Genomic DNA, 18,363 nt, shown 5'->3' with positions numbered 1-18,363 from the left:
GGCCGACCGCCGGACGTAACAAAGATCTTCGCGGAGAAATGGCAGGATCGGATAGATGACGAAAACGACCGGGGTGGGCAGGCCGAGAGCCAGCGGCGCCGCCGCGAGCAAGCGGGAAGCGCGGCTCGCCGTACTGGACGCGGCGGGGGAGCTGTTCACCGGCGCCGGATACGCGGCGACGACCACACGGGCCATCGCCGAACGCGCAGGGCTGCGCCAGGCGTCGCTCTACTACCACTTTCCGTCCAAAGAGGACATTCTCGCGGCGCTGCTGGAGGACACCGTCCGGCCGTCACTGGACGTCGCGGGCGGCCTTTCGGCCCAGCTCGCGCCGGTCGGCACGCGGCTGTGGGCGCTGGCCTACGCGGACATCCATCTGCTCGGCAGCGCGCGGCACAACCTCGGTGCCCTGTACCTGCTGCCGGAGATCTCGTCGCCGCGGCTGGCGCGATTCCGGGCCGAGCGGGCGGAACTCAAACGCGTCTACGGCTCGCTCGTCGCGGCCGCCGGCGTCCCGGGGGACCTCCTCGGCATCCGGACCGACCTCGTGTTCGGGCTCGTCGAGAGCATCGCGATCGTCCGGCGTGACCAGCCGGATCTGGACGTCGAGGCGCACGCCGTCGAAGGGGCCGACAGCGTGCTGAGGCTCGCCGGTCTCGGGGAGCCGGACGCCGCGCTGCGCGTCTCCGCGCGGGCGTTGCTGGAGGGCTGAAGGGGACTTTCCCCGTATGCGATGAGACGAAAGCGTCCTTCGCCGCGTGAGATGCGGCGAAGGCGTCCTTCAGCTCCCGGTCAGGCGGCGGTTGCGTGGAGCGCCTTGCTCAGCACCGCCACGGTCAGCTCGACCTGCCACGGCCGGGCACCGCCGTCGCGGAGAACCTGGGCGACCGAGTCCTCGCTCAGGTCCGCGGGCGGACGCCAGCAGGTACGGCGCACCAGTTCCGGCAGCAGCAGGTTCTCCACCGGCAGCCGCCGGTCCTCCGCGATCGCGGACAGCGCCGCGCGGGCGGCCGAAAGCCGGGCGGCGGCGTCGGGGTCCTTGTCCGACCACCGGTTCACCGGCGGCGGTCCGTCGGTCTGCTGCGCGGGGGTGGGCAGTTCGTCGGCGGGGAGCGCGCGGGCGGCCTGCAGACGCCGCAACCAGCTCGCGGTGTACTTGCGCTGGACCCGGCCGCTGAACACCGGCAGCGCCTGCAGTTGCTCGACGGTCTTCGGGTCCGCGGTGACGGCGTTGATGATCGCGCTGTCGGGCAGGATCCGGCTCGGCGCGCGATCGCGTTTCCGGGCGAGTTCGTCGCGTGCCTGCCACAGTTCGCGCACGGCGGCGAGACCGCGGGCGCTGCGGATCTTGTGCACCCCGGACGTCCGGCGCCACGGTTCGGCCCGAGGGGCGGGCGGCGGCGCGGTGCGGACGGCCTCGAATTCCTGCTGGGCCCATTCGAGTTTGCCCTGGGCGGCCAAGTCGGCTTCGAGCTTCTCACGCAGTTCGATGAGCAGCTCGACGTCGAGGGCGGCGTAGTTCAGCCAGTCGACGGGAAGCGGGCGCTTCGACCAGTCGGCCGCGCTGTGGCCCTTCTCCAGCTGGTAGCCGAGGAGGAGTTCGACGAGGGTGCCGAGGGCGACCCGTTCGTACCCGGCGAGCCGTCCGGCGAGTTCGGTGTCGAACAGGCTCTTCGGGCGCAGGTCGAGTTCGGCGAGGCACGGCAGGTCCTGCGAGGCCGCGTGCAACACCCATTCGGCGTTGTTGAGCACTTCCGCGAGGGGTTCGAGCTGCCCTTCGAGCGGAATGGGGTCGATGAGGAAGGAGCCGGCACCTTCGCGGCGCAGCTGTACCAGATAGGCCTTCGGCCAGTATCGGTAGCCGGACGCGCGTTCGGTGTCCACGGCGATGGCCCCGCTGCCGCCGGCGATCTTCGCGCAGGCTTCGGCGAGGGCTGTCGCGTCGGCGATCACCGGTGGAGTGCCCTCGGCGGGCTCACGCAGCAGGACCGGTCCACCGGTGTCATCGGTGCCGGTCTTCGGGTCCGTCTGCGGTTCTCCGGGTCGATCGCCTTCCATAGGTGAAGACCCTACGGGACGAGCGGGCCGCGCCTGGTCCGCCCGCCCCGCAGGGCTGTTCGCCTTTGTCAGCGGATCACGCCGGCACGCATGGCCAGCGCCACCATCTGAGCCCGGTCACCCGTGCCGAGCTTGCGCCCGATGCGGGAGAGGTGAGACTTCACCGTGAGAGCGGAGAGGCTGAGTTCCTCACCGATCTCCTTGTTGCTCTGGCCGTCGGCGACGAGTTGCAGCACCTCGACCTCGCGCGCGGAAAGCTCGCGCGGGGTGTTGTCGGTGCCGGCGACCCGGGTGCCGGTGGCCAGGACCGGTGCGACGCTCGGGTCCGCGTAGACGCCGCCCTCGAGCACCCTGCGGACGCCGTCGGTCACTACGACCGGCGAAGCCGACTTGAGCAGGTATGCCTGGGCGCCGGCCTGAAACGCCGACCTGACCGCGTACGGGTCGTCTGATGAAGCGAGCACCACTACCCGAGGCCAGCCGTGGCTACGGAGTTCCGTAACCAACTCGATGCCGCTGCCGTCCGGCAGTCCGAGATCGAGGATCGCGAGGTCACAAGGCCCGGTGGCCTGTGCTCGCGCCCTCGCCTCGGCCACCGTGGCGGCCTCGTGGACGGTGCCCGCACCCATCTGTGCGAGTCTTGCTGAGATTGCCTCCCTCAACAGCGGGTGGTCATCGACCACCAACACGGAAAAAGCTCTTCCCGCGGGTGCGGAACCATGCTCGCCGGCAATGAACCGGCTGGCGTGGATCGGACGGCCTGAGAAATGCCGACGGTAGCCACGTCACTACCTCCCTGGAGTCGGTCGTGCCCCCCGACCGGCACCGGGACTTTCGGCCGTTTAGCCGCGCCAGCTTTAGACCGAAAGTGGTGTCGTCGATGGCACTGTAGCCGTCCTGAGGCCTTCGCGGGGGGATCGAATGGGTATCTATCTCAAACGAGTAGTTACTCAGGGAGTTCGTTGTAACACGATCGGGCTAGTACACAGCCGGTGGCTAACGCATCGCCGAAAGAACACGATGCACTGGGGTTACCGGGACCCAACCGACTGTGCAGATGGACCGTGCACCTGCCGGTGCCTCTGCCCGGGACCGTCGGAGGGCGGGGCGGCGAGGGGCGGAAACCGCCTCCGGCATGGGCTTGATCACCATCGCGGAGAGTCATGACCGCTTCGCTCGGTAACCATCGTGGTAACGCTCCGGAAGCATGGCGGGATGGCCGCTGGGTCGCTTCGGGGGAGTTCGATCTTGTTGCGCACGGTGACGGCGGCATTAGCACGAACGGGGTGGTCCAGACCTCTGATCGACCGGCTCCGCGCTGGTCGGAGCCGGTCTGATCCAAGATGTCCCCGAAGTGCCTCTCGGTGGCGTACGGACGCTCTGAAAGGCTCGTGAATGAGGCAAGGGAAGGCTGCTTCGGTCGCTTCGCGGGTCTGCCCGAGTCTCGCGACGGTCCGTGAAGGCCTCCTTGCCTACCTTGAGGGTAGTGAAGGAGGCCTTCACGGATCCGAGGATGGGAGCAAGGGACCTTTAGTACCGCTAGCTTTCCTAGCAACGCTAGCTGGCCGGAATCGCAAAATTACCCGAATGCCATGTCTCGATTGCGGGGGATTCGGCGTGTCGGAGTGGGCGCGGTGAGCCTCAGGAGGACTGGCGCTGCGGTGATCGTCCGGTACACGACCTTTCCCAGTACGTGAAGGCCCCCTTTACCGCGTCTAGCGCAATGAAGGGGGCCTTCATGTACTTCAGGCAGGCAACCGAGGCCGGCACCGCCCGCCTTCAGGAGGACTGGCGCTGCTCGAAGAGGGCCACGCCGACCGGCGGCAGTCCGACGACACTCGCCATCACCTGGCAGAAGGCCTGCCCGTGCGACCGCAGCGCCGCGTCGGTGGGCGTCCAGGACGCGCGCAGTTCCAGATCGTCGGTGCGCGCCGGCCCGGAGATGTCGCCGAAGCGGGCCGACGACGTCTCGGTGACCGTGCCACCCAGCGCCGTCCACTCCGCGCCGGAGCTCTCCAGCGCGTCGGTCAGCCACGACCAGCCCACGGCGGGCAGGAAGGGATCGGTCGCCAGTTCCCGGTCGAGTTCCGCGCGGACGTACATGACCAGCCGCAGGACCCCGTCCCAGCCCTCCTGGCCCTCCGGATCGTGCAGCAGCACCAGCCGTCCCGACGCCAGCACGTCCGCCGGCCCTTCCACCTCACAGCTCACCGCGTAGGACCACGGCGCCAGGCGCTGCGGCGGGCGCATCTTCTCCAGCCGCACTTCGGGACGGGGCCGGACCGATTGCAACGCCGCGACGGCTTCACGGAAGAGATCGGGTACTGACGTCATCGCGGTCACCAGCCGACTGTAGGACGCGATCGTCCGATTCGGGGCGCAGGCGCGCCGAGAGTAAGGCCTCTGAGCGCCCATGGCACCATGAACCGTGATGTCTTCTTCAGTTGCTTCTCCCGCGCAGACCGTCCCCGCGGCCCGTCGCGCCCTGCCCGGTGCGCCGTTCCTGGCCGCCGCGCGCGGCGAACGCCCGGCTCGCACCCCCGTGTGGTTCATGCGCCAGGCGGGCCGGTCGCTGCCCGAGTACCGGGCGCTGCGCGAGGGCACCTCGATGTTCGACGCGTGCTTCGACCCCGAGATGCTCGCCGAGATCACGCTCCAGCCGATCCGCCGTCACGGCGTCGACGCGGCCATCCTCTTCAGTGACATCGTCGTCCCGCTCAAGGCGGCGGGCCTCGACATCGACATCGTCGCGGGCACCGGTCCGGTCGTCGCCGAGCCGATCCGCGACGCCGCGGGCGTACGTGCCCTGCCGGTGCTGGAACCCGAGCAGGTCGAGCGGGTCGCCGAAGGGGTCCGGCTGCTGGTCGGGTCGCTGGGCGAGACGCCGCTGATCGGGTTCGCCGGCGCGCCGTTCACCCTTGCCTCGTACCTCATCGAGGGCGGTCCGAGCCGCAACCACGAGCACACCAAGGCGCTCATGCACTCCGAACCGGAGCTGTGGCACGAGCTGGCGGGGCGCCTGGCGGACATGGCGATCACCTTCCTCGGCGCGCAGCTCGACGCCGGGGCCGACGCGATCCAGCTGTTCGACTCGTGGGCGGGCGCGCTCTCGGAGCGGGACTACCGCGAGTTCGTCCTCCCTCATTCGGCGAAGGTGCTGTCCGCGGTCGCGAGCCACGGCGTGCCCCGGATCCACTTCGGCGTCGGCACCGGTGAGCTGCTGGTGGCCATGCGCGACGCGGGCGCCGACGTGGTCGGCGTCGACTGGCGCGTCCCGCTCGACGAGGCCGTCCGGCGGCTCGGCGGCGGGGTCGTCCAGGGCAACCTCGACCCGGCGCTGCTGCACGCGTCCTGGCCGGTGCTCGAGGCGGAGGTCCGGCGGATCCTCGCCGAGGGCCGCGCGGCGGACGGCCACATCTTCAACCTCGGCCACGGCGTGCTGCCCGGCGTCGACCCGGACGTACTGACGCGCGTGGTCGGGCTGGTGCACGACCTCCAGCCGTGACGACCGTCGCCGTCGTCGGTGGCGGTATCTCAGGACTGACCGCGGCGTATCGGCTGCGGACCCTGCTCGGCGAAGACGCCCGGATCGTCGTCTTCGAGGCGACCGGGTCCCTCGGCGGGAAACTCCGCACGATCGAACTGGCCGGTGAACGCTACGACGTCGGAGCCGAGGCCTTCCTCGCCCGCCGTCCCGAGGTGCTCGCCCTGGTCCGGGAGATCGGGCTTGGCGAAAGCGTCGTCCACCCCACCAAGGCCCGCGCCAAGATCCACGCCGGTGGATCGGTGCTCGGTCTGCCGCCGGGCACGGTCATGGGCGTCCCCGCCTCGGCCGACGCGGTCGCGGGGGTGCTTTCGGAGAAGGGCCGAGCGCTGGTCGAGGCCGAGTCGTCGCTCCCGCCGCTGGAGCTGCCCGCCAAGGACGTACCGCTCGGCCCGCTGCTGCGCGAGCGGTTCGGTGACGAACTGGTCGACCGGCTCGTCGACCCGTTGCTCGGCGGGGTCTACGCCGGAGGAGCGGACGGGCTCGGGCTGCGCGCGACGATGCCGGGTCTCGCGTCCGCCGTGGACCGCGGCGCGCGTTCGCTCACCGAGGGCGCCGCCTCCCTCATGCCCGCGTCGCCGAGCACGGCTCCGGTCTTCGGGACACTTCTCGGCGGATTCGGGAGGCTGATCGCGCGGCTCGCGGAGCTGTCCCGCGCCGAAATCCGGACCGGGACCACGGTGACGGCGCTCGAGCGCACCTCCAGCGGCTGGAAGGTCGGCGACCTCGATGCCGACTCCGTCCTTCTCGCCGTCCCGGCGCCTTCGGCACGACGGTTGCTCGACGGCGTCGCGGGAGTGGCGTCGTCGGCGTTCGCGGAGGTCGAACTCGCTTCGATGGCGGTGGTCGCGCTCGCGCTCCCGCCGGGTACCGCGCTGCCGGAGTCGTCCGGGGTGCTGATCGGCGCGGGCGAGCGGGACTCGGCGGGGAAGCCGTTCGCCGCGAAGGCGTTCACCTTCTCGTCCCGCAAGTGGGCGCAGTACGGCGAAGGTCCTGTGCTGGTCCGCGGCTCGGTCGGCCGCTTCGGTGAACCGGGCGCCCTGCACGCGGACGACGACGAGCTCGTGCGCGTGGTCCGCGACGATCTGGCCCGGCTGACCGGTGTCACCGCCGAGCCGGTCGACATCCTCGTGACCCGATGGGGCGGCGGGCTCCCGCAGTACGGCACCGGACATCTCGAACTCGTCGAGCGGATCGAACGTGGCGTCGCGGACGTCCCGGGGCTCGCGGTGGCGGGCGCGACGCTGCACGGCGTCGGGCTCCCGGCCTGCGTCGCCACCGCCGAGACGGCCGCCCGCCGCATCGCCGGGATCACACGGACCCACGAGGGCTCTTGAGCACCGGCAGTGCCAAGATGGCGGTATGGCGCGGCTGAACTACAACGAGCTCAATGACACCATCCGCTACACCGCCTGGTCGGTCTTCCGGGCCGAGCAGGGCAAGCTCGGCGAAGACCGTGCGAAGGCGACCGCGGAGACCACCGAGTACCTCGACGCGCTGGAGGCCAAAGGCGTCGTCGTCCGCGGTGTCTACGACCTCTCGGGACTGCGCGCCGACGCCGACTACATGATCTGGTGGCACGCCGAGGAGATCGAGCAGGTCCAGGCAGCGTACAGCGGTTTCCGGCACACCCCGCTCGGCCGCGCGTCGGCGCCGGTGTGGAGCCAGGTCGCGCTGCACCGCCCGGCGGAGTTCAACAAGAGCCACATCCCGGCGTTCCTCGCCGGTGAAGAGGCCCGCAAGTTCATCTGCGTCTACCCGTTCGTGCGCTCCTACGAGTGGTACCTGCTGCCGGACGACGAGCGCCGCAAGATGCTCGCCGACCACGGCAAGGAGGCCCGCGACTACCCGGACGTCCGCGCCAACACGGTCGCGTCGTTCGCGCTGGGCGACTACGAGTGGATCCTGGCCTTCGAAGCCGATGAACTGCACCGCATCGTCGACCTGATGCGTCACCTGCGCGGCACCGAGGCCCGCCTCCACGTGCGCGAGGAAATCCCGTTCTACACCGGGACGAAGGTGTCGCCCGCCGAACTGATCGCCCTGCTGCCCTAGTGAAAGCATCAGTGGACGCACGCGTCTGGACCACGCTCACCGGCGACACCCTCGCCGAAGACGCCGTCGAGATCACCGGTCCCGAGTCGGTGCTGCCCGGGACCTTCCGGGTCGAGGAGGCGGCGACGACGAGCATCGCCGCGGCGACGCTCGCGGCCGGGGAACTGTTGCGGCTGCGGGGAATCGAGCCGGGCAAGATCTCGGTCGACACCCGGCACGCCGCGGCGTCGTTCCACAGTGAGCAGTACATCCGCGTCGACGGGGAACCGGTGCCGTTCAGCGCGCCGCTGTCCGGCGACTACCGCGCGAACGACGGCTGGGTGCGGCTGCACTGCAACTACCCGCGTCACGTCTCCGCCGTGTGCTGGGGCCTCGGCGTGCCCGCGACCCGTGCGGCGTTCGAGAAGGTCGTGGCGGCCAAGTCGAAGTACGAGGTCGAGTCGGCGGTGGTCGGCGCCGGCGGTGCCGCCGCCGTGCTGCGCACCCGCGACGAGTGGCTGGCGCACAAGCAGGGACAGGCGTCGAGCGCGCTGCCGATCGCCGAGATCCGGCCGCTCGGACCGTCGGAACCCGTGCGGCTGTTCGAATCCGGCCGGCCGCTGGGCGGAGTGCGGATCCTGGACCTGACCCACGTCATCGCCGGACCGGTCGCGGGCCGCGTGCTCGCCGCGCACGGCGCCACCGTCATGCACATCGGGTCGGCCCAGCTGCCGACCGTGCCGCCGCTGGCCGTCGACACCGGCATGGGGAAACTCTCGGCGTACGTCGATCTGGAGACCGAAGCCGGGCGCTCGCGGCTGCGCAAGCTGATCGCCCGCGCCGATGTCGTGCTGCAGGGTTTCCGGCCGGGTTCGTTGACGGCCAAGGGTTTCTCGCCGGAGGCGATCGCCGGGCTCCGGCCGGGCATCGTGGTCGCGGACCTGTCCGCCTACGGCTGGGAAGGGCCGTGGGCGCGCAGGCGCGGGTTCGACAGCCTGGTGCAGATGGCGTCGGGGATCGCCGACGAAGGCGGCAGGACGGCCGGGCTCGACGGCCCGGGGCCGCTTCCGGTGCAGGCGCTCGACCACGCGACCGGCTGGCTCACCGCGGCGGCGATCATGACCGCCGTCCGCCGGGCGGCCACCGAGGGCGGCAGCCAGCATGTCCGCACTTCGCTCGCCGGGACCGGGGAGTGGCTGAACTCCTTGGGACGCAAGGAAGCCGGGCCCGCCGGCTTCGACGGCGCCGAGTGGCTGGAAGACGTCGACGGTCAGCTCGGCCGGGTCACCCGGGTCAAGATGGCAGGCACACTGCCGGGCTCGAATCCACAGTGGACGGAAGCGACGCACGTCGCGGGGAGCGATCGCGCGGTCTGGTGACCGCCGCAATTAGTCACCTACTTGCGGCGTAGCCAGTTCGAGAACCGGCCCCGGGGCTTGGGTACCTCGCCCCGGTCCACGAGCCACGCGCCGAAGGCGTCGGCGTAGGCCCGGGAGCGGATCGCGTCGGTCTTCGGGTGGCTTGTCGCGTACTCGCGGAAGAGCGCGGCGAACCGGTCACCGAGGGCCTCGGCGAGGTCCGGCCGCAGATACGCGGCCAGCCTGCTTTGTTTGTTCCGCAAGACGTTCGCTTCGACGCGGAGCCTGTCCGCGTCGAAGCCTGCCGGAGCGTCACCCCCGGCGAGGAGCGCCTTGAGCAGCTCGGCCTGCCGTCCGGCGAGCCGTTCGCGAGGCGAAGTCACGGCGAGACCGCTTCCCGCAGCGCGGCCAGCTCGGCCGCCAGCTCGGCGTCGGACGGATAGTCGTCGTCGCGTTCCAGCAGGACGCCCGGCGGTTCGGTGCGCCGTCGCAGTTCGCGCAGCAGATCGAGCACCTCCGGCACCACCGGATGGGCGTGCGTGTCGTGGTAGACGCCGTCGCGTTCGACACCGCCCGCCATATGCGTGTACGCCAGGCGCTCCCAGGGGATCTCGTCGAGGAACCGTTCGGGATCGGTGCCGAGGTTGCGGGCGTTGGCGTACAGGTTGGCGACGTCGATGATCAGCAGGCAGCCGGTCCGGTCGGTGAGCTCCCGCAGGAACTCCGATTCGGTGAACTCCGCGTCCGGCCATTCCAGCACCGCCGCGATGTTCTCCAGTGCGAACGGGACCCCGACGACGGTCTGCGCCAGTTTGACGTTGTCCACCAGGACGTCGAGCGCTTCCCGGGTACGGGGGAGCGGCATCAGGTGGCCCGAGTCGAGGCCGCCCGCGCGCACGAAGCACACGTGGTCGCTGGCCATCGGCGCGCCGAGCTCGCGGGTGACCTCCGCGAGATGCTCCACGCGCGCGGTGTCCAGCGGCTCGGCCCCGCCCAGCGACAGCGAGACCGCGTGCGGCAGGACCGGCATTCCCTTGTCGCGCAAAGCGACCAGGGTCTCGGGAAGGTGCCCGGCGTGCAGGTTTTCGGCGACGACCTCGACCCAGTCGACGCCGGGCAGCCGCGCGATCGACAGGTCCAGCTCGTGCCGCCAGCCGATGCCGATCCCTAGGCGGCCGGGCCCGTCAGCCACCACAGCCGCCGCCTCCACAGGAACTGCCGCCGCCACAGGAACTGCTGCTGGAGCTGCTGCACGAGGAACCGGTGCTGCACGTGCTGCCGCCACCGGACGAACCGCCGCCGAAACCACCGGAGACCGGAGGCGGGATCAAGGCCGCGCTCAGTTCCTCGTCGGGGTAGTAGGCGAGCCCGCCGAGGGCGACCGCCGCGGCGGCGCCGCCCAGCAGCGCACCACCGGCCACGCCGCCCACCGCCGGCACGTTGGGGATGCCGCGTTTGCGCTCCCGCACCAATGCGCTGTTGGCACTGCCGAGGATCCGGTTGCCCTCGCTGGTCGGTCGCGGGCCGGTCCGCTTGTTCTTGACGGCGCGGGCGATCAGCGTCGCGAACCCGGCGCAGAACAGCAGCGGGATGAGGAAACCGACGGGACGGTCACCGGAGATCCCGGCGATCAGGCGCACCACACCGAGGACGAGCACGGCGAGATACAGGAAGAACACGACCTGGCGGATCCGCGGCGCCCGGTCGGCCACGACCAGTCCCCGCGCCTCCAGATCCTTGGCGAGCGCCTGCATCGGCCCCGACATCCGCAGCCGGTCACGAATACCGCGGGTCGTGGCGTTGTAGCCCGGCCCGGCCCCCTTGGCGACCGCCTTCTCGAGCGGGTCGGTGGGCAAGGGCCCCGTCAGTTGCAGCTGCTTCGAGCTGCTGACCCGCAAGGTCCCGCGTTCGACCAGGGCCGCGATGGCCGTGTCGACCACCCTGTCCGGGCCACCGGCGAGATAGGCGAGTTCGTACACCGTCGGTTGCGGCCCGCTCACCGCGGCGCGCGGCGCCTTGCGGCCGAGCTTGACCGCGATCGTCCACCCGAGACCGGCGATCAGGGGGAACACCAGCAGGACGGCGTAGATCGCCAGGAAAGTGGGTCCGGGGATGCCCCAGGTGTATTCCATCGCACGGGCCTTTCACGAGCAGGTGCACTTACCGTAGTCGGACGCTTTTCCGCCCGGGCATGGTTCCCGCGAACCATTCGATCAGTCGGGCGAACCGTCCACGACGTCCGTTAGACCGTCATAAGGGGCGCCGACGGCGACTTGGGCCCTACCTCGGGTGGAGGGTGTCTTCAGGGTCAGGAGCCGCGCGGACCGCTGATCCGGATAGGCGGCGAGGCCGCCCAGCGCCACCGCGCCCGTCGCGCCGGTGACGAGAGCTGGATCCTCGCTCGCCCGGGAAAGCGCCGACTCGCCCGCTTTCGTCGTCCACACCTCGCGGTGCGCCCGGCCGAGCCGGACGGTGACGGCGTGCCAAGCCCGTCGCCAGTGATACGCCGTGACGACCAGGCCGTCGGCCAGGAGTGCCGCCCTCAGCGACCGCATCGGTTCCGACTCGCGCAAGGCTTCACGTACCCGCTCGATCCGCACCTTGGGAAGGGACTCCACCACCGCCAGCACGAACGGGTCGGCAGGTTTGGCGGAGCTCCGGCGCAGGACACCGGACCTGTCGAGCCGGGCCACCTTCCGCTCGAGGGCTCCCGCGACGGCGGTGTCCGTGACCCGGTCGGGGCCGCCGGTGAGGTAAGCGACCTGGTAGATCGTTTCGAGTTGGTTCATCCTCCGCACCCTCCGCCTCCGCCGCCGCAGGAGGATCCTCCACCACCGCACGAGGAACCGACGGCGTACGACGCGCCACCGCCGCAAGTGCTCGCCGTCCCGGCGAACAACCTGGCCTTCGTGCCGCCGGTCTTGATCAGCGTGGCCGCGACGATCCGGTCGGGGAAGGCCTGCAACCCGTTGAGCGCCACCTGCCCGGCCGTGGTGCGCGCCAGGCCGCGGTCCCAGTCGCCGTAGCCGAGCGCCAGCGTGCCCGCGGTGGTCGCACGGCCGGACCTGTCCGGCCACTGCCGCCACACAGCCAGGCCGATCGCACCGGCCACACCGATGATCAGGATGACGAGGGCGCCGACCGGCCGCTTCAGCGGTACGGCGTTGGTCAGCCTCGCGATCCCCAGTGCGAAGACGGCCACGTACGCGGCGATCGCGCATTGCCAGCCCGACCGGCGGCGCTTCTCGACGACCATCAGGCCTCTCCGCTCCAGATCGGCGCGCAGCTCTCGGACGACCTCGTGCCGCGTCATCTTCGCGCGCAGTTCACGCAGGCCGATTCCGTTGCCGTGCACGAGCGAGACGACCGCGCGCTCGAACGGATCGGCCGGAACCGGCCTGACCGGGTGCAGGATCCCGCGGCCGTCGGGCCGGAGGGAGTGCCGTTCGAGCAGTCCGGCGACCGCGGTGTCGGTGACCCGCTCCGCGCCGTCCGCCAGCGCGGCCAGGTGATAGAGGCCGGGCACCGCTCTGGCGCCGGTGTCACGGCGCAGCCACAGTTCGTACACCGCGGCGAGCGCCACCGGCAGGACGGCGCAGGCTCCGTAGAGCCAGGCGAAAGCAGGTCCGGAGATACCCCAAGGTTCGTTCATACGACACCGCCCTCCCCGACGCTGTTCCTGTTCCTCGGAAACGCGTCGGGGAGGGCGGTGGTTCGCTTCGGTCGGTTACGACTCGGGAACGAGCTTCAGCGAGATCGAGTTGATGCAGTACCGCTGGTCCGTCGGCGTGGCGTAGCCTTCGCCTTCGAAGACGTGCCCGAGGTGGCTGTGGCACGACTTGCACAGCACCTCGATCCGCCGCATCCCCATGGTGGTGTCCTCGCGGAGGAGGACGGCGTCGGTGTCGGCCGGGTCGTAGAACGACGGCCAGCCGCAATGGCTCTCGAATTTCGTGTCACTGCGGAACAGTTCGGCACCACAGGCTCGGCACTGATAGACACCGGTGGTCTTGGTGTCGGTGTACTCCCCGGTGAAGGGGCGCTCGGTGCCCGCCTGGCGGAGCACGGCGTACTCGTCGGGGCTGAGCTGCTCCCGCCATTCCTGCTCGGACTTGACCACGCGCGGCGTGGCTCCGACAACGGGTTTCATGCCTTTCACCGGTTCCACGTTACCCCGCGAGCCACGTGATGGCCCGGCCGATGATGTCCCATGCGGTGACCATCACGCCGAGCACGATGAGGACCACGACCAGTGCCGAAACCCACCAGCGCAGACCGCCGAGACGGTTGCTGGAGTCGGCGAAATCGGAGACACCGTCGAGGCAGGCCTCCACCGTGAAGTTCGGGCCGCAGCGTTCGATGCGGTCCAGATGCTCGGCGAAGGCACGGGCTTCGGGGTCGTACGGGTCGAGGCCTACCAGGTCCTCGTCGAAACGAGGATTCTGGCCAGGTCCGAAAGGTCCGCTATCGGCCATACCGGCAACAGTAAGCCACGATCGGCGATTGGCCTACCGCCGGCGAGGCGGGTCTCACCACCGCCACGCTGCGTCAGTAGCCGAGTACTCGCGCACCTGTCAGCCATTCCAGTCACTGAAAGCCCCGAAGCACCGTTGCCGGAATTCTCAGGCCCGATGGTCGTGTAAGTGGGGGTGTGTGGAATCAGGGACACTCAACGTCCCTGATTCCACACACCCATGACGTTCTGTGATCGCCCGTCTTTGCCTCGGCGCTCGACGACAGCGTGAATCGTCGGTTGGCGACGGGTTGATCTCGCTGTGGCCGCTATCCCTAGTAGCCCTGCGAGCTGCGGGTGTCGCCGGCGATCAGGAGTTGCCCGCCGGCGTCGACGACACGAACGGTCTTCGGCTCGGAACCGCCGGATTTGAACGTGAGGTTGATGGTGATGTCGACCGAGCCGTCGGCGTTGTTGCCCTTGTTGGCGTTGGCGCCCTTGTAGCTGCTCAGCTGGTTCGCCGCCCAGTACTCCTGATACTTCGACTGGTCGCCGTACACCGCTTGGGCGTCGGGAGTCAGCATCGCCCAGCCTTCGGGTGAGCCGGCGCTGCTGTAGAAGTCCACGACCCGCTGCCCGGCTTGCTGGTACCCGATCTTGCTGCCGCTCGAAGACGCGGAAGACGAGGGCGCGCTGCTCTTGGAGCCGCTCTTCGACGGCGTCGCCGGGGCAGAGGTCTGCGGGTTCGCGCCGGCGTTGTCGCCACCCTGGGTGTTGGCCCCGTTGCTCGAATTCAGCACCAGGAACACGATCACGGCGATCACCACGACCGCGGCACCGGCGCCCGCGAACAGGACGGCCTTGCGCTTGGCGTCGGCGGGCTTGGCCGAGGACGGCCGCATCGGGGCGGCCGCGGACGGCGGCGGGCTCATCGCGGCGACCGGACGCGGCGGCGTGTTCGGCGGGGCGGACGGCGAGCGCATCGGGATGAACGCGGCCGTCGGCGTGTGTGTTTTGGCCGGAGGCGGGGGAGAGGCCGCGGCGGACTGGGCCGGCTTGTCGGTCCGCTGCCACGGCGGCCGGTCTCCGCCGGGGATGCCGTGTCCCGGGGTGTCGGGCACGGCCGGCTGTCTGCCGCCGCCCGCTCCGAAGAGCCGCGGCGACGCCGCCGTGCCCGTGCTGGATTCGTTCGCCGCCAGCGCGGCGAGGCGCTCCCTGGCCTCGGCCATGGTCGGGCGCTCGGTCGGCTCGGTGCGCAGGAGGCTCATCAGCAGCGCCGTGGCGGGGCCCGCCTGCTGCGGCGGGTTGATCTGCCCGTTCGCGGCCGCGTAGAGCAACGCCAGCTGGTTGGAGCTGTTCCCGTACGGGGTCTGGCCCTCGATCGCCTGGTAGAGCGTCGCGCCGAGCGCGAAGACGTCGGAGCTGGGCACCGGGTCCGAGCCGCGCGCCAGCTCGGGCGCGAGGTAGGCCGGGGTGCCGCCGATCAGGCCGGTCTGGGTGAGCGTCATGTCGCCGGCCGCGCGGGAGATCCCGAAGTCGGTGATCTTCGCGGTGCCGGACTCGTCGATCAGGATGTTCCCCGGCTTGACGTCGCGGTGCACGATCCCGGCGCGATGCGCGGCGACCAGCGCCGACGCGACCTGCTCGCCGATCTTCGCGACGCGTCCCAGCGGCAGCGTGCCTTCCTCGGAGATGATCGCCGAGAGGCTCGGGCCGTTCAGGTACTCCATCACCAGGCAGGGATCGCCGCCGTGCTCGGCGATGTCGAACACCACGATCGCGTTCGGATGCTGGAAACGGGCCGCGTTCTTCGCCTCGCGCATGGCGCGCTGGCGCATGTTGTCGCGTTCGGCCTCGGAGACACCCGGCTGCGGGAGGATCTGCTTGACCGCCACCGAGCGCTCGAGGCGGACATCGATGGCACGCCAGACCACCCCCATGGCACCGCTACCAATTTGCTCGACCAGGCGGTAGTGCCCAGCGATCAGCTGACCGGTGTCGATGGCGACTGCTCCTGACACATTCTTTGACGAACACATCCCGGGTGATGGTGGCGTTACGCGGCCTCGCCGGCCCCACGCACCCGATCGAGTGTAGCGGGCGGCGGTTCCGGCTCCCCGTCAGCTCGCCGGTGTGGAGGTGGGCAGTTCTTCCTCGCCGCTCGGTTCGGGCACCGGACGGGCTTCACGCCGGAAGACCTTGGCCAGCCCGATGGCCCCCGCGGCGGCGAACACGGCGTAGCAGATCAGCAGTGCGGGAGGCGTTTCCCCGGTCAGCGCGTCGCCGAGGACGACGACCGCGACCGTACCCGGCAGGCTGCCGAGCGCCGTCCCGATCAGATACGGAACGAAACGGACCGATGACACTCCGCACAGGTAACTGAACGGAGCGAACGGCACCATCGGGATCAGCCGTAAGGAGGTGATCGCCAGCACCCCGCCGTCCGAAAGCCGGTCGTTGACCGCGCGGACCTTCGCCCGGTGCAGGTGCCGGGTGACCAGGTCGCGGCCGAGTGCCCTCGAAAGGGTGAAAGACAGACCGGAGGCGACCGTGGTCGCCAGGATGCCGACGACGATGCCCGTCGTGGCGCCGAGCAGCAGCCCGCCCGCCAGGTTGAACACGGTGCGCGGGATCGGCGCCACGGTCAGTACCGAGTAGGCCAGGAAGAACACCAGCGGGGTGGCCGGGCCGGTCTCGGCCGCCCAGGCCCGCAGCCCGGCCGGGCTCGGGATCGGCAGCAGCACCGCCGCGGCCACGAAGAGGGCGAGCACGGTGAGCGCGAGGATCAATTTGGTACGGCCGGACACTGCGTCAACCGTACGGTATCCGGTGTGATCGACACCGAGGCGCTGCGGACGCAGCCCGAACTCACCGGCGAGAACGTCGTGCTCACGCAGCTCGACGAGACTTACTTCGAGACCGCGTGGAAGGCCCTGCGGGAGCCTGAAACCACCCGGCTCACCGGGACCCACGCGAAGTTCACCGAGGAACAGATCCGCGAGTGGCTCTCGTCCCGCCCCGGCCTCGACGACCGGGCGGACTACGCGATCCTGCGCAAGGACGATCGTGGCTATCTGGGCGACGTCGTGCTCAACGACGTCGACGGGGACAACCGCTCGGCCTCGTTCCGGATCGCCTTGACCGGGCCTGACATCTTCGGCAAGGGGTACGGCACCGAAGCGACGAAGCTCATCCTGGACTTCGCGTTCGACGTCGTCGGCCTGCATCGCGTCTCGCTCGAGGTCTTCGACTTCAACCCCAGGGCGCAGCGGGTCTACGAGAAATGCGGTTTCGTCCGCGAGGGCGTCGAGCGGGACGCGCTGTGGTGGGATGGCGAGTGGCACGACGCGATCAGCATGGCCGTTCTGGAGACCGATCCCCGGCCCTGATCGGCGATACGGTGTCCGCATGCCCAAGAACGGTGAGCCGATCGAGGTCGAGGCAGGCGAGCGCAAGGTCCGGGTGTCCAGCCCGGACAAGGTGTACTTCCCGGCCCGGGGGATCACGAAGCGCCAGGTCGTGGAGCACTACGTCGCGGTCGGTGAGCCGTTGCTGCGCGCGATCGGGGAGCGGCCGACGACGCTGAAGCGTTACGTCGACGGCGTCGAAGGCGAGTGGTTCTACGCCAAGCGCGTGCCGAAGGGCGCCCCGGAATGGGTGGAGACCGTGAAGATCACCTTCCCGTCGGGCCGGACGGCCGAGGAGGTCTGCCCGACCGAGACCGCCGTGTTCGCCTGGGCGGCGAACCTGGGCACCTTCGACTTCCACCCGTGGCCGGTGCGGCGGCCCGACGTCGACCACCCCGACGAACTCCGCATCGACGTGGACCCGCCGGACGAGGCGGGGTTCTCCGACGCGGTCGAGGTCGCGGGCGTGGTGCGCGAGGTCCTCGACTCGGCGGGGCTCGTCGGCTACCCGAAGACCTCGGGCGGCCGTGGCGTGCACGTCCTCGTGCGGATCCGGCCGGAATGGGACTTCATCGACGTCCGGCACGCGGTGATCGCGCTGGGCCGCGAGGTCGAGCGCCGCATCCCGGACAAGGCGACCATCGCGTGGTGGAAGGAAGAGCGCGGCGGCCGGGTCTTCATCGACTACAACCAGGCGGCGCGCGACCGCACGGTGGCGTCGGCCTGGTCGGTCCGCGGCACCCCACGGGCGACGGTGTCGACTCCGCTGACCTGGGATCTGCTGACCGAGGTCGACCCGGACGACTTCGATGTCCTCACCGCCGGCGCGTTCTACGCCGAGCGCGGCGACCTGCACGCGCCGATGGACGAGCAGGCGTTCGGCATCGAGACGTTGCTGGAATGGTATGCCCGTGACGAGCGTGACCACGGCCTCGGCGAGATGCCGTATCCGCCGGATTACCCGAAAATGCCCGGTGAGCCGAAGCGTGTCCAGCCCAGCAAGGCGCGGGACGACACCGCTTAGCCCCGGCTGAATTCGCAGCCCGCGACCTGCACGTACTCGCCCTTGCGGGCGGTGAACCGGGCGGCGCCCGTGGTCAGCTGGCCGGCCACGATCTTCGACGTGGCTTCGGGCCGGAGCCTCGCCCAGTAGCAGTGACCGTTGCCGCCCGGCGCCGGCCCGGGGGAGCGGTACGAGCCCGCTTCGATCTCGGAGCCGACCAGATAGGTCCCGTCGGCGAACCGGTCCGCCGGGGTGGCGACGGCGGCGCGTCCCGAGGTGATCGGGGGCGCCGGGACGGTCACGGTCGGCGCGGGCGCGGCCTTCGCCGTGACGGTCACCGTCACCGGGACCGCCGGTGCCGTGCCGGGCTCTCCCGGGCGAGTGGCCGCCACCACACCGGCACCCGCGCCCAAAGTGAGCGCGACGGCGAGGCCGGCCACGAGCGGGAATGCATTTCGTGACGAGGTGTGCGGTATGGGTGACCAATTCGCGCTCGGCATCAGTCT

General features: G+C 70.4%; 19 protein-coding genes and 1 pseudogene. 7 read left to right on the top strand and 13 right to left on the bottom strand.

The features are described 5' to 3' along the window. The first annotated feature begins 55 nt into the window (after positions 1 to 55). The gene (locus H074_RS28490; protein WP_007033536.1) at positions 56 to 712 is read left to right on the top strand and encodes a TetR/AcrR family transcriptional regulator; all 657 of its coding nucleotides are present in this window, start codon (positions 56 to 58) and stop codon (positions 710 to 712) included. A gap of 80 nt (positions 713 to 792) precedes the next feature. On the opposite strand, the gene H074_RS28485 is transcribed toward H074_RS28490, so the two are convergent. The 3 genes and pseudogenes from H074_RS28485 to H074_RS28475 form a co-directional block, all read right to left on the bottom strand. After that, positions 793 to 2,058 (bottom strand): ribonuclease D, encoded by a 1,266-nt coding sequence (locus tag H074_RS28485; protein WP_007033535.1) that lies wholly within the window; start codon positions 2,056 to 2,058, stop codon positions 793 to 795. 68 nt (positions 2,059 to 2,126) lie between these two features. After that, positions 2,127 to 2,842 (bottom strand): annotated as a pseudogene (locus tag H074_RS28480) (response regulator). A 995-nt stretch (positions 2,843 to 3,837) separates the two neighbouring features. After that, positions 3,838 to 4,401, bottom strand: coding sequence for a DUF3000 domain-containing protein (locus H074_RS28475; RefSeq protein WP_007033534.1), 564 nt, complete (start codon positions 4,399 to 4,401; stop codon positions 3,838 to 3,840). 88 nt (positions 4,402 to 4,489) lie between these two features. On the opposite strand from H074_RS28475, the gene hemE reads away from it, so the two are divergent. The 4 genes from hemE to H074_RS28455 are packed head-to-tail and all read left to right on the top strand — an operon-like array spanning position 4,490 to position 9,015. Further along, positions 4,490 to 5,563 carry a uroporphyrinogen decarboxylase gene (gene hemE / locus H074_RS28470; protein ID WP_039923592.1) on the top strand — a complete coding sequence of 358 codons (1,074 nt, stop codon included), beginning with the start codon at positions 4,490 to 4,492 and terminating at the stop codon, positions 5,561 to 5,563. After that, positions 5,560 to 6,939, top strand: coding sequence for a protoporphyrinogen oxidase (hemG, locus tag H074_RS28465; RefSeq protein WP_007033532.1), 1,380 nt, complete (start codon positions 5,560 to 5,562; stop codon positions 6,937 to 6,939). The genes hemE and hemG overlap by 4 nt, the downstream gene beginning before the upstream one ends. A 25-nt stretch (positions 6,940 to 6,964) precedes the next feature. Then, on the top strand, positions 6,965 to 7,657 hold the full coding sequence (gene hemQ / locus H074_RS28460) for a hydrogen peroxide-dependent heme synthase (RefSeq protein ID WP_007033531.1): 693 nt from the start codon (positions 6,965 to 6,967) through the stop codon (positions 7,655 to 7,657). Between the two features lie 11 nt (positions 7,658 to 7,668). After that, the gene (locus H074_RS28455; RefSeq protein ID WP_007033530.1) at positions 7,669 to 9,015 is read left to right on the top strand and encodes a CoA transferase; all 1,347 of its coding nucleotides are present in this window, start codon (positions 7,669 to 7,671) and stop codon (positions 9,013 to 9,015) included. Between the two features lie 17 nt (positions 9,016 to 9,032). Here H074_RS28455 and H074_RS28450 read toward each other — a convergent pair whose 3' ends face one another. The 9 genes from H074_RS28450 to H074_RS28410 form a co-directional block, all read right to left on the bottom strand. Beyond that, positions 9,033 to 9,377 (bottom strand): SCO6045 C-terminal-like domain-containing protein, encoded by a 345-nt coding sequence (locus H074_RS28450; RefSeq protein WP_007033529.1) that lies wholly within the window; start codon positions 9,375 to 9,377, stop codon positions 9,033 to 9,035. Next, positions 9,374 to 10,189, bottom strand: coding sequence for an MbnB/TglH/ChrH family RiPP precursor modification enzyme (locus H074_RS28445; protein ID WP_007033528.1), 816 nt, complete (start codon positions 10,187 to 10,189; stop codon positions 9,374 to 9,376). Before H074_RS28445 ends, H074_RS28450 begins: the two co-directional genes overlap by 4 nt. Beyond that, entirely contained in the window at positions 10,179 to 11,126 is a 948-nt protein-coding gene (locus tag H074_RS28440; RefSeq protein ID WP_007033527.1) for a TIGR04222 domain-containing membrane protein, read from the bottom strand. The genes H074_RS28445 and H074_RS28440 overlap by 11 nt, the downstream gene beginning before the upstream one ends. A gap of 81 nt (positions 11,127 to 11,207) precedes the next feature. Then, positions 11,208 to 11,783 (bottom strand): TIGR04222 domain-containing membrane protein, encoded by a 576-nt coding sequence (locus H074_RS28435; protein WP_007033526.1) that lies wholly within the window; start codon positions 11,781 to 11,783, stop codon positions 11,208 to 11,210. Further along, the gene (locus H074_RS28430) at positions 11,780 to 12,646 is read right to left on the bottom strand and encodes a TIGR04222 domain-containing membrane protein (RefSeq protein ID WP_007033525.1); all 867 of its coding nucleotides are present in this window, start codon (positions 12,644 to 12,646) and stop codon (positions 11,780 to 11,782) included. The genes H074_RS28435 and H074_RS28430 overlap by 4 nt, the downstream gene beginning before the upstream one ends. A 75-nt stretch (positions 12,647 to 12,721) precedes the next feature. Continuing rightward, positions 12,722 to 13,144 carry a peptide-methionine (R)-S-oxide reductase MsrB gene (gene msrB, locus H074_RS28425; RefSeq protein ID WP_007033524.1) on the bottom strand — a complete coding sequence of 141 codons (423 nt, stop codon included), beginning with the start codon at positions 13,142 to 13,144 and terminating at the stop codon, positions 12,722 to 12,724. A gap of 19 nt (positions 13,145 to 13,163) precedes the next feature. Then, a complete protein-coding gene (locus H074_RS28420; protein WP_007033523.1) occupies positions 13,164 to 13,469 on the bottom strand; it encodes a hypothetical protein in 306 nt (101 codons plus the stop codon). 313 nt (positions 13,470 to 13,782) lie between these two features. After that, positions 13,783 to 15,387: a serine/threonine-protein kinase gene (locus H074_RS28415; protein WP_007033522.1), complete on the bottom strand. Its 1,605-nt coding sequence runs from the start codon at positions 15,385 to 15,387 to the stop codon at positions 13,783 to 13,785. A gap of 180 nt (positions 15,388 to 15,567) precedes the next feature. Next, the gene (locus H074_RS28410) at positions 15,568 to 16,254 is read right to left on the bottom strand and encodes a TVP38/TMEM64 family protein (protein ID WP_007033521.1); all 687 of its coding nucleotides are present in this window, start codon (positions 16,252 to 16,254) and stop codon (positions 15,568 to 15,570) included. Between the two features lie 24 nt (positions 16,255 to 16,278). Between H074_RS28410 and H074_RS28405 the strand changes: the two genes are divergently transcribed. Together H074_RS28405 and H074_RS28400 are read left to right on the top strand one after the other, a co-directional pair. Continuing rightward, on the top strand, positions 16,279 to 16,836 hold the full coding sequence (locus H074_RS28405) for a GNAT family N-acetyltransferase (RefSeq protein WP_007033520.1): 558 nt from the start codon (positions 16,279 to 16,281) through the stop codon (positions 16,834 to 16,836). A gap of 19 nt (positions 16,837 to 16,855) precedes the next feature. Continuing rightward, positions 16,856 to 17,878: a DNA polymerase domain-containing protein gene (locus tag H074_RS28400; RefSeq protein ID WP_007033519.1), complete on the top strand. Its 1,023-nt coding sequence runs from the start codon at positions 16,856 to 16,858 to the stop codon at positions 17,876 to 17,878. Here H074_RS28400 and H074_RS28395 read toward each other — a convergent pair. Further along, the gene (locus H074_RS28395; protein ID WP_007033518.1) at positions 17,875 to 18,297 is read right to left on the bottom strand and encodes a hypothetical protein; all 423 of its coding nucleotides are present in this window, start codon (positions 18,295 to 18,297) and stop codon (positions 17,875 to 17,877) included. The genes H074_RS28400 and H074_RS28395 overlap by 4 nt on opposite strands. Positions 18,298 to 18,363: the final 66 nt, after the last annotated feature.

It is taken from the genome of Amycolatopsis decaplanina DSM 44594 (genome assembly GCF_000342005.1).
Classification (GTDB): domain Bacteria; phylum Actinomycetota; class Actinomycetes; order Mycobacteriales; family Pseudonocardiaceae; genus Amycolatopsis; species Amycolatopsis decaplanina.
The sequence above is the reverse complement of the archived record's forward strand: the minus strand, read 5'-3'. Positions and strand labels throughout refer to the sequence as shown.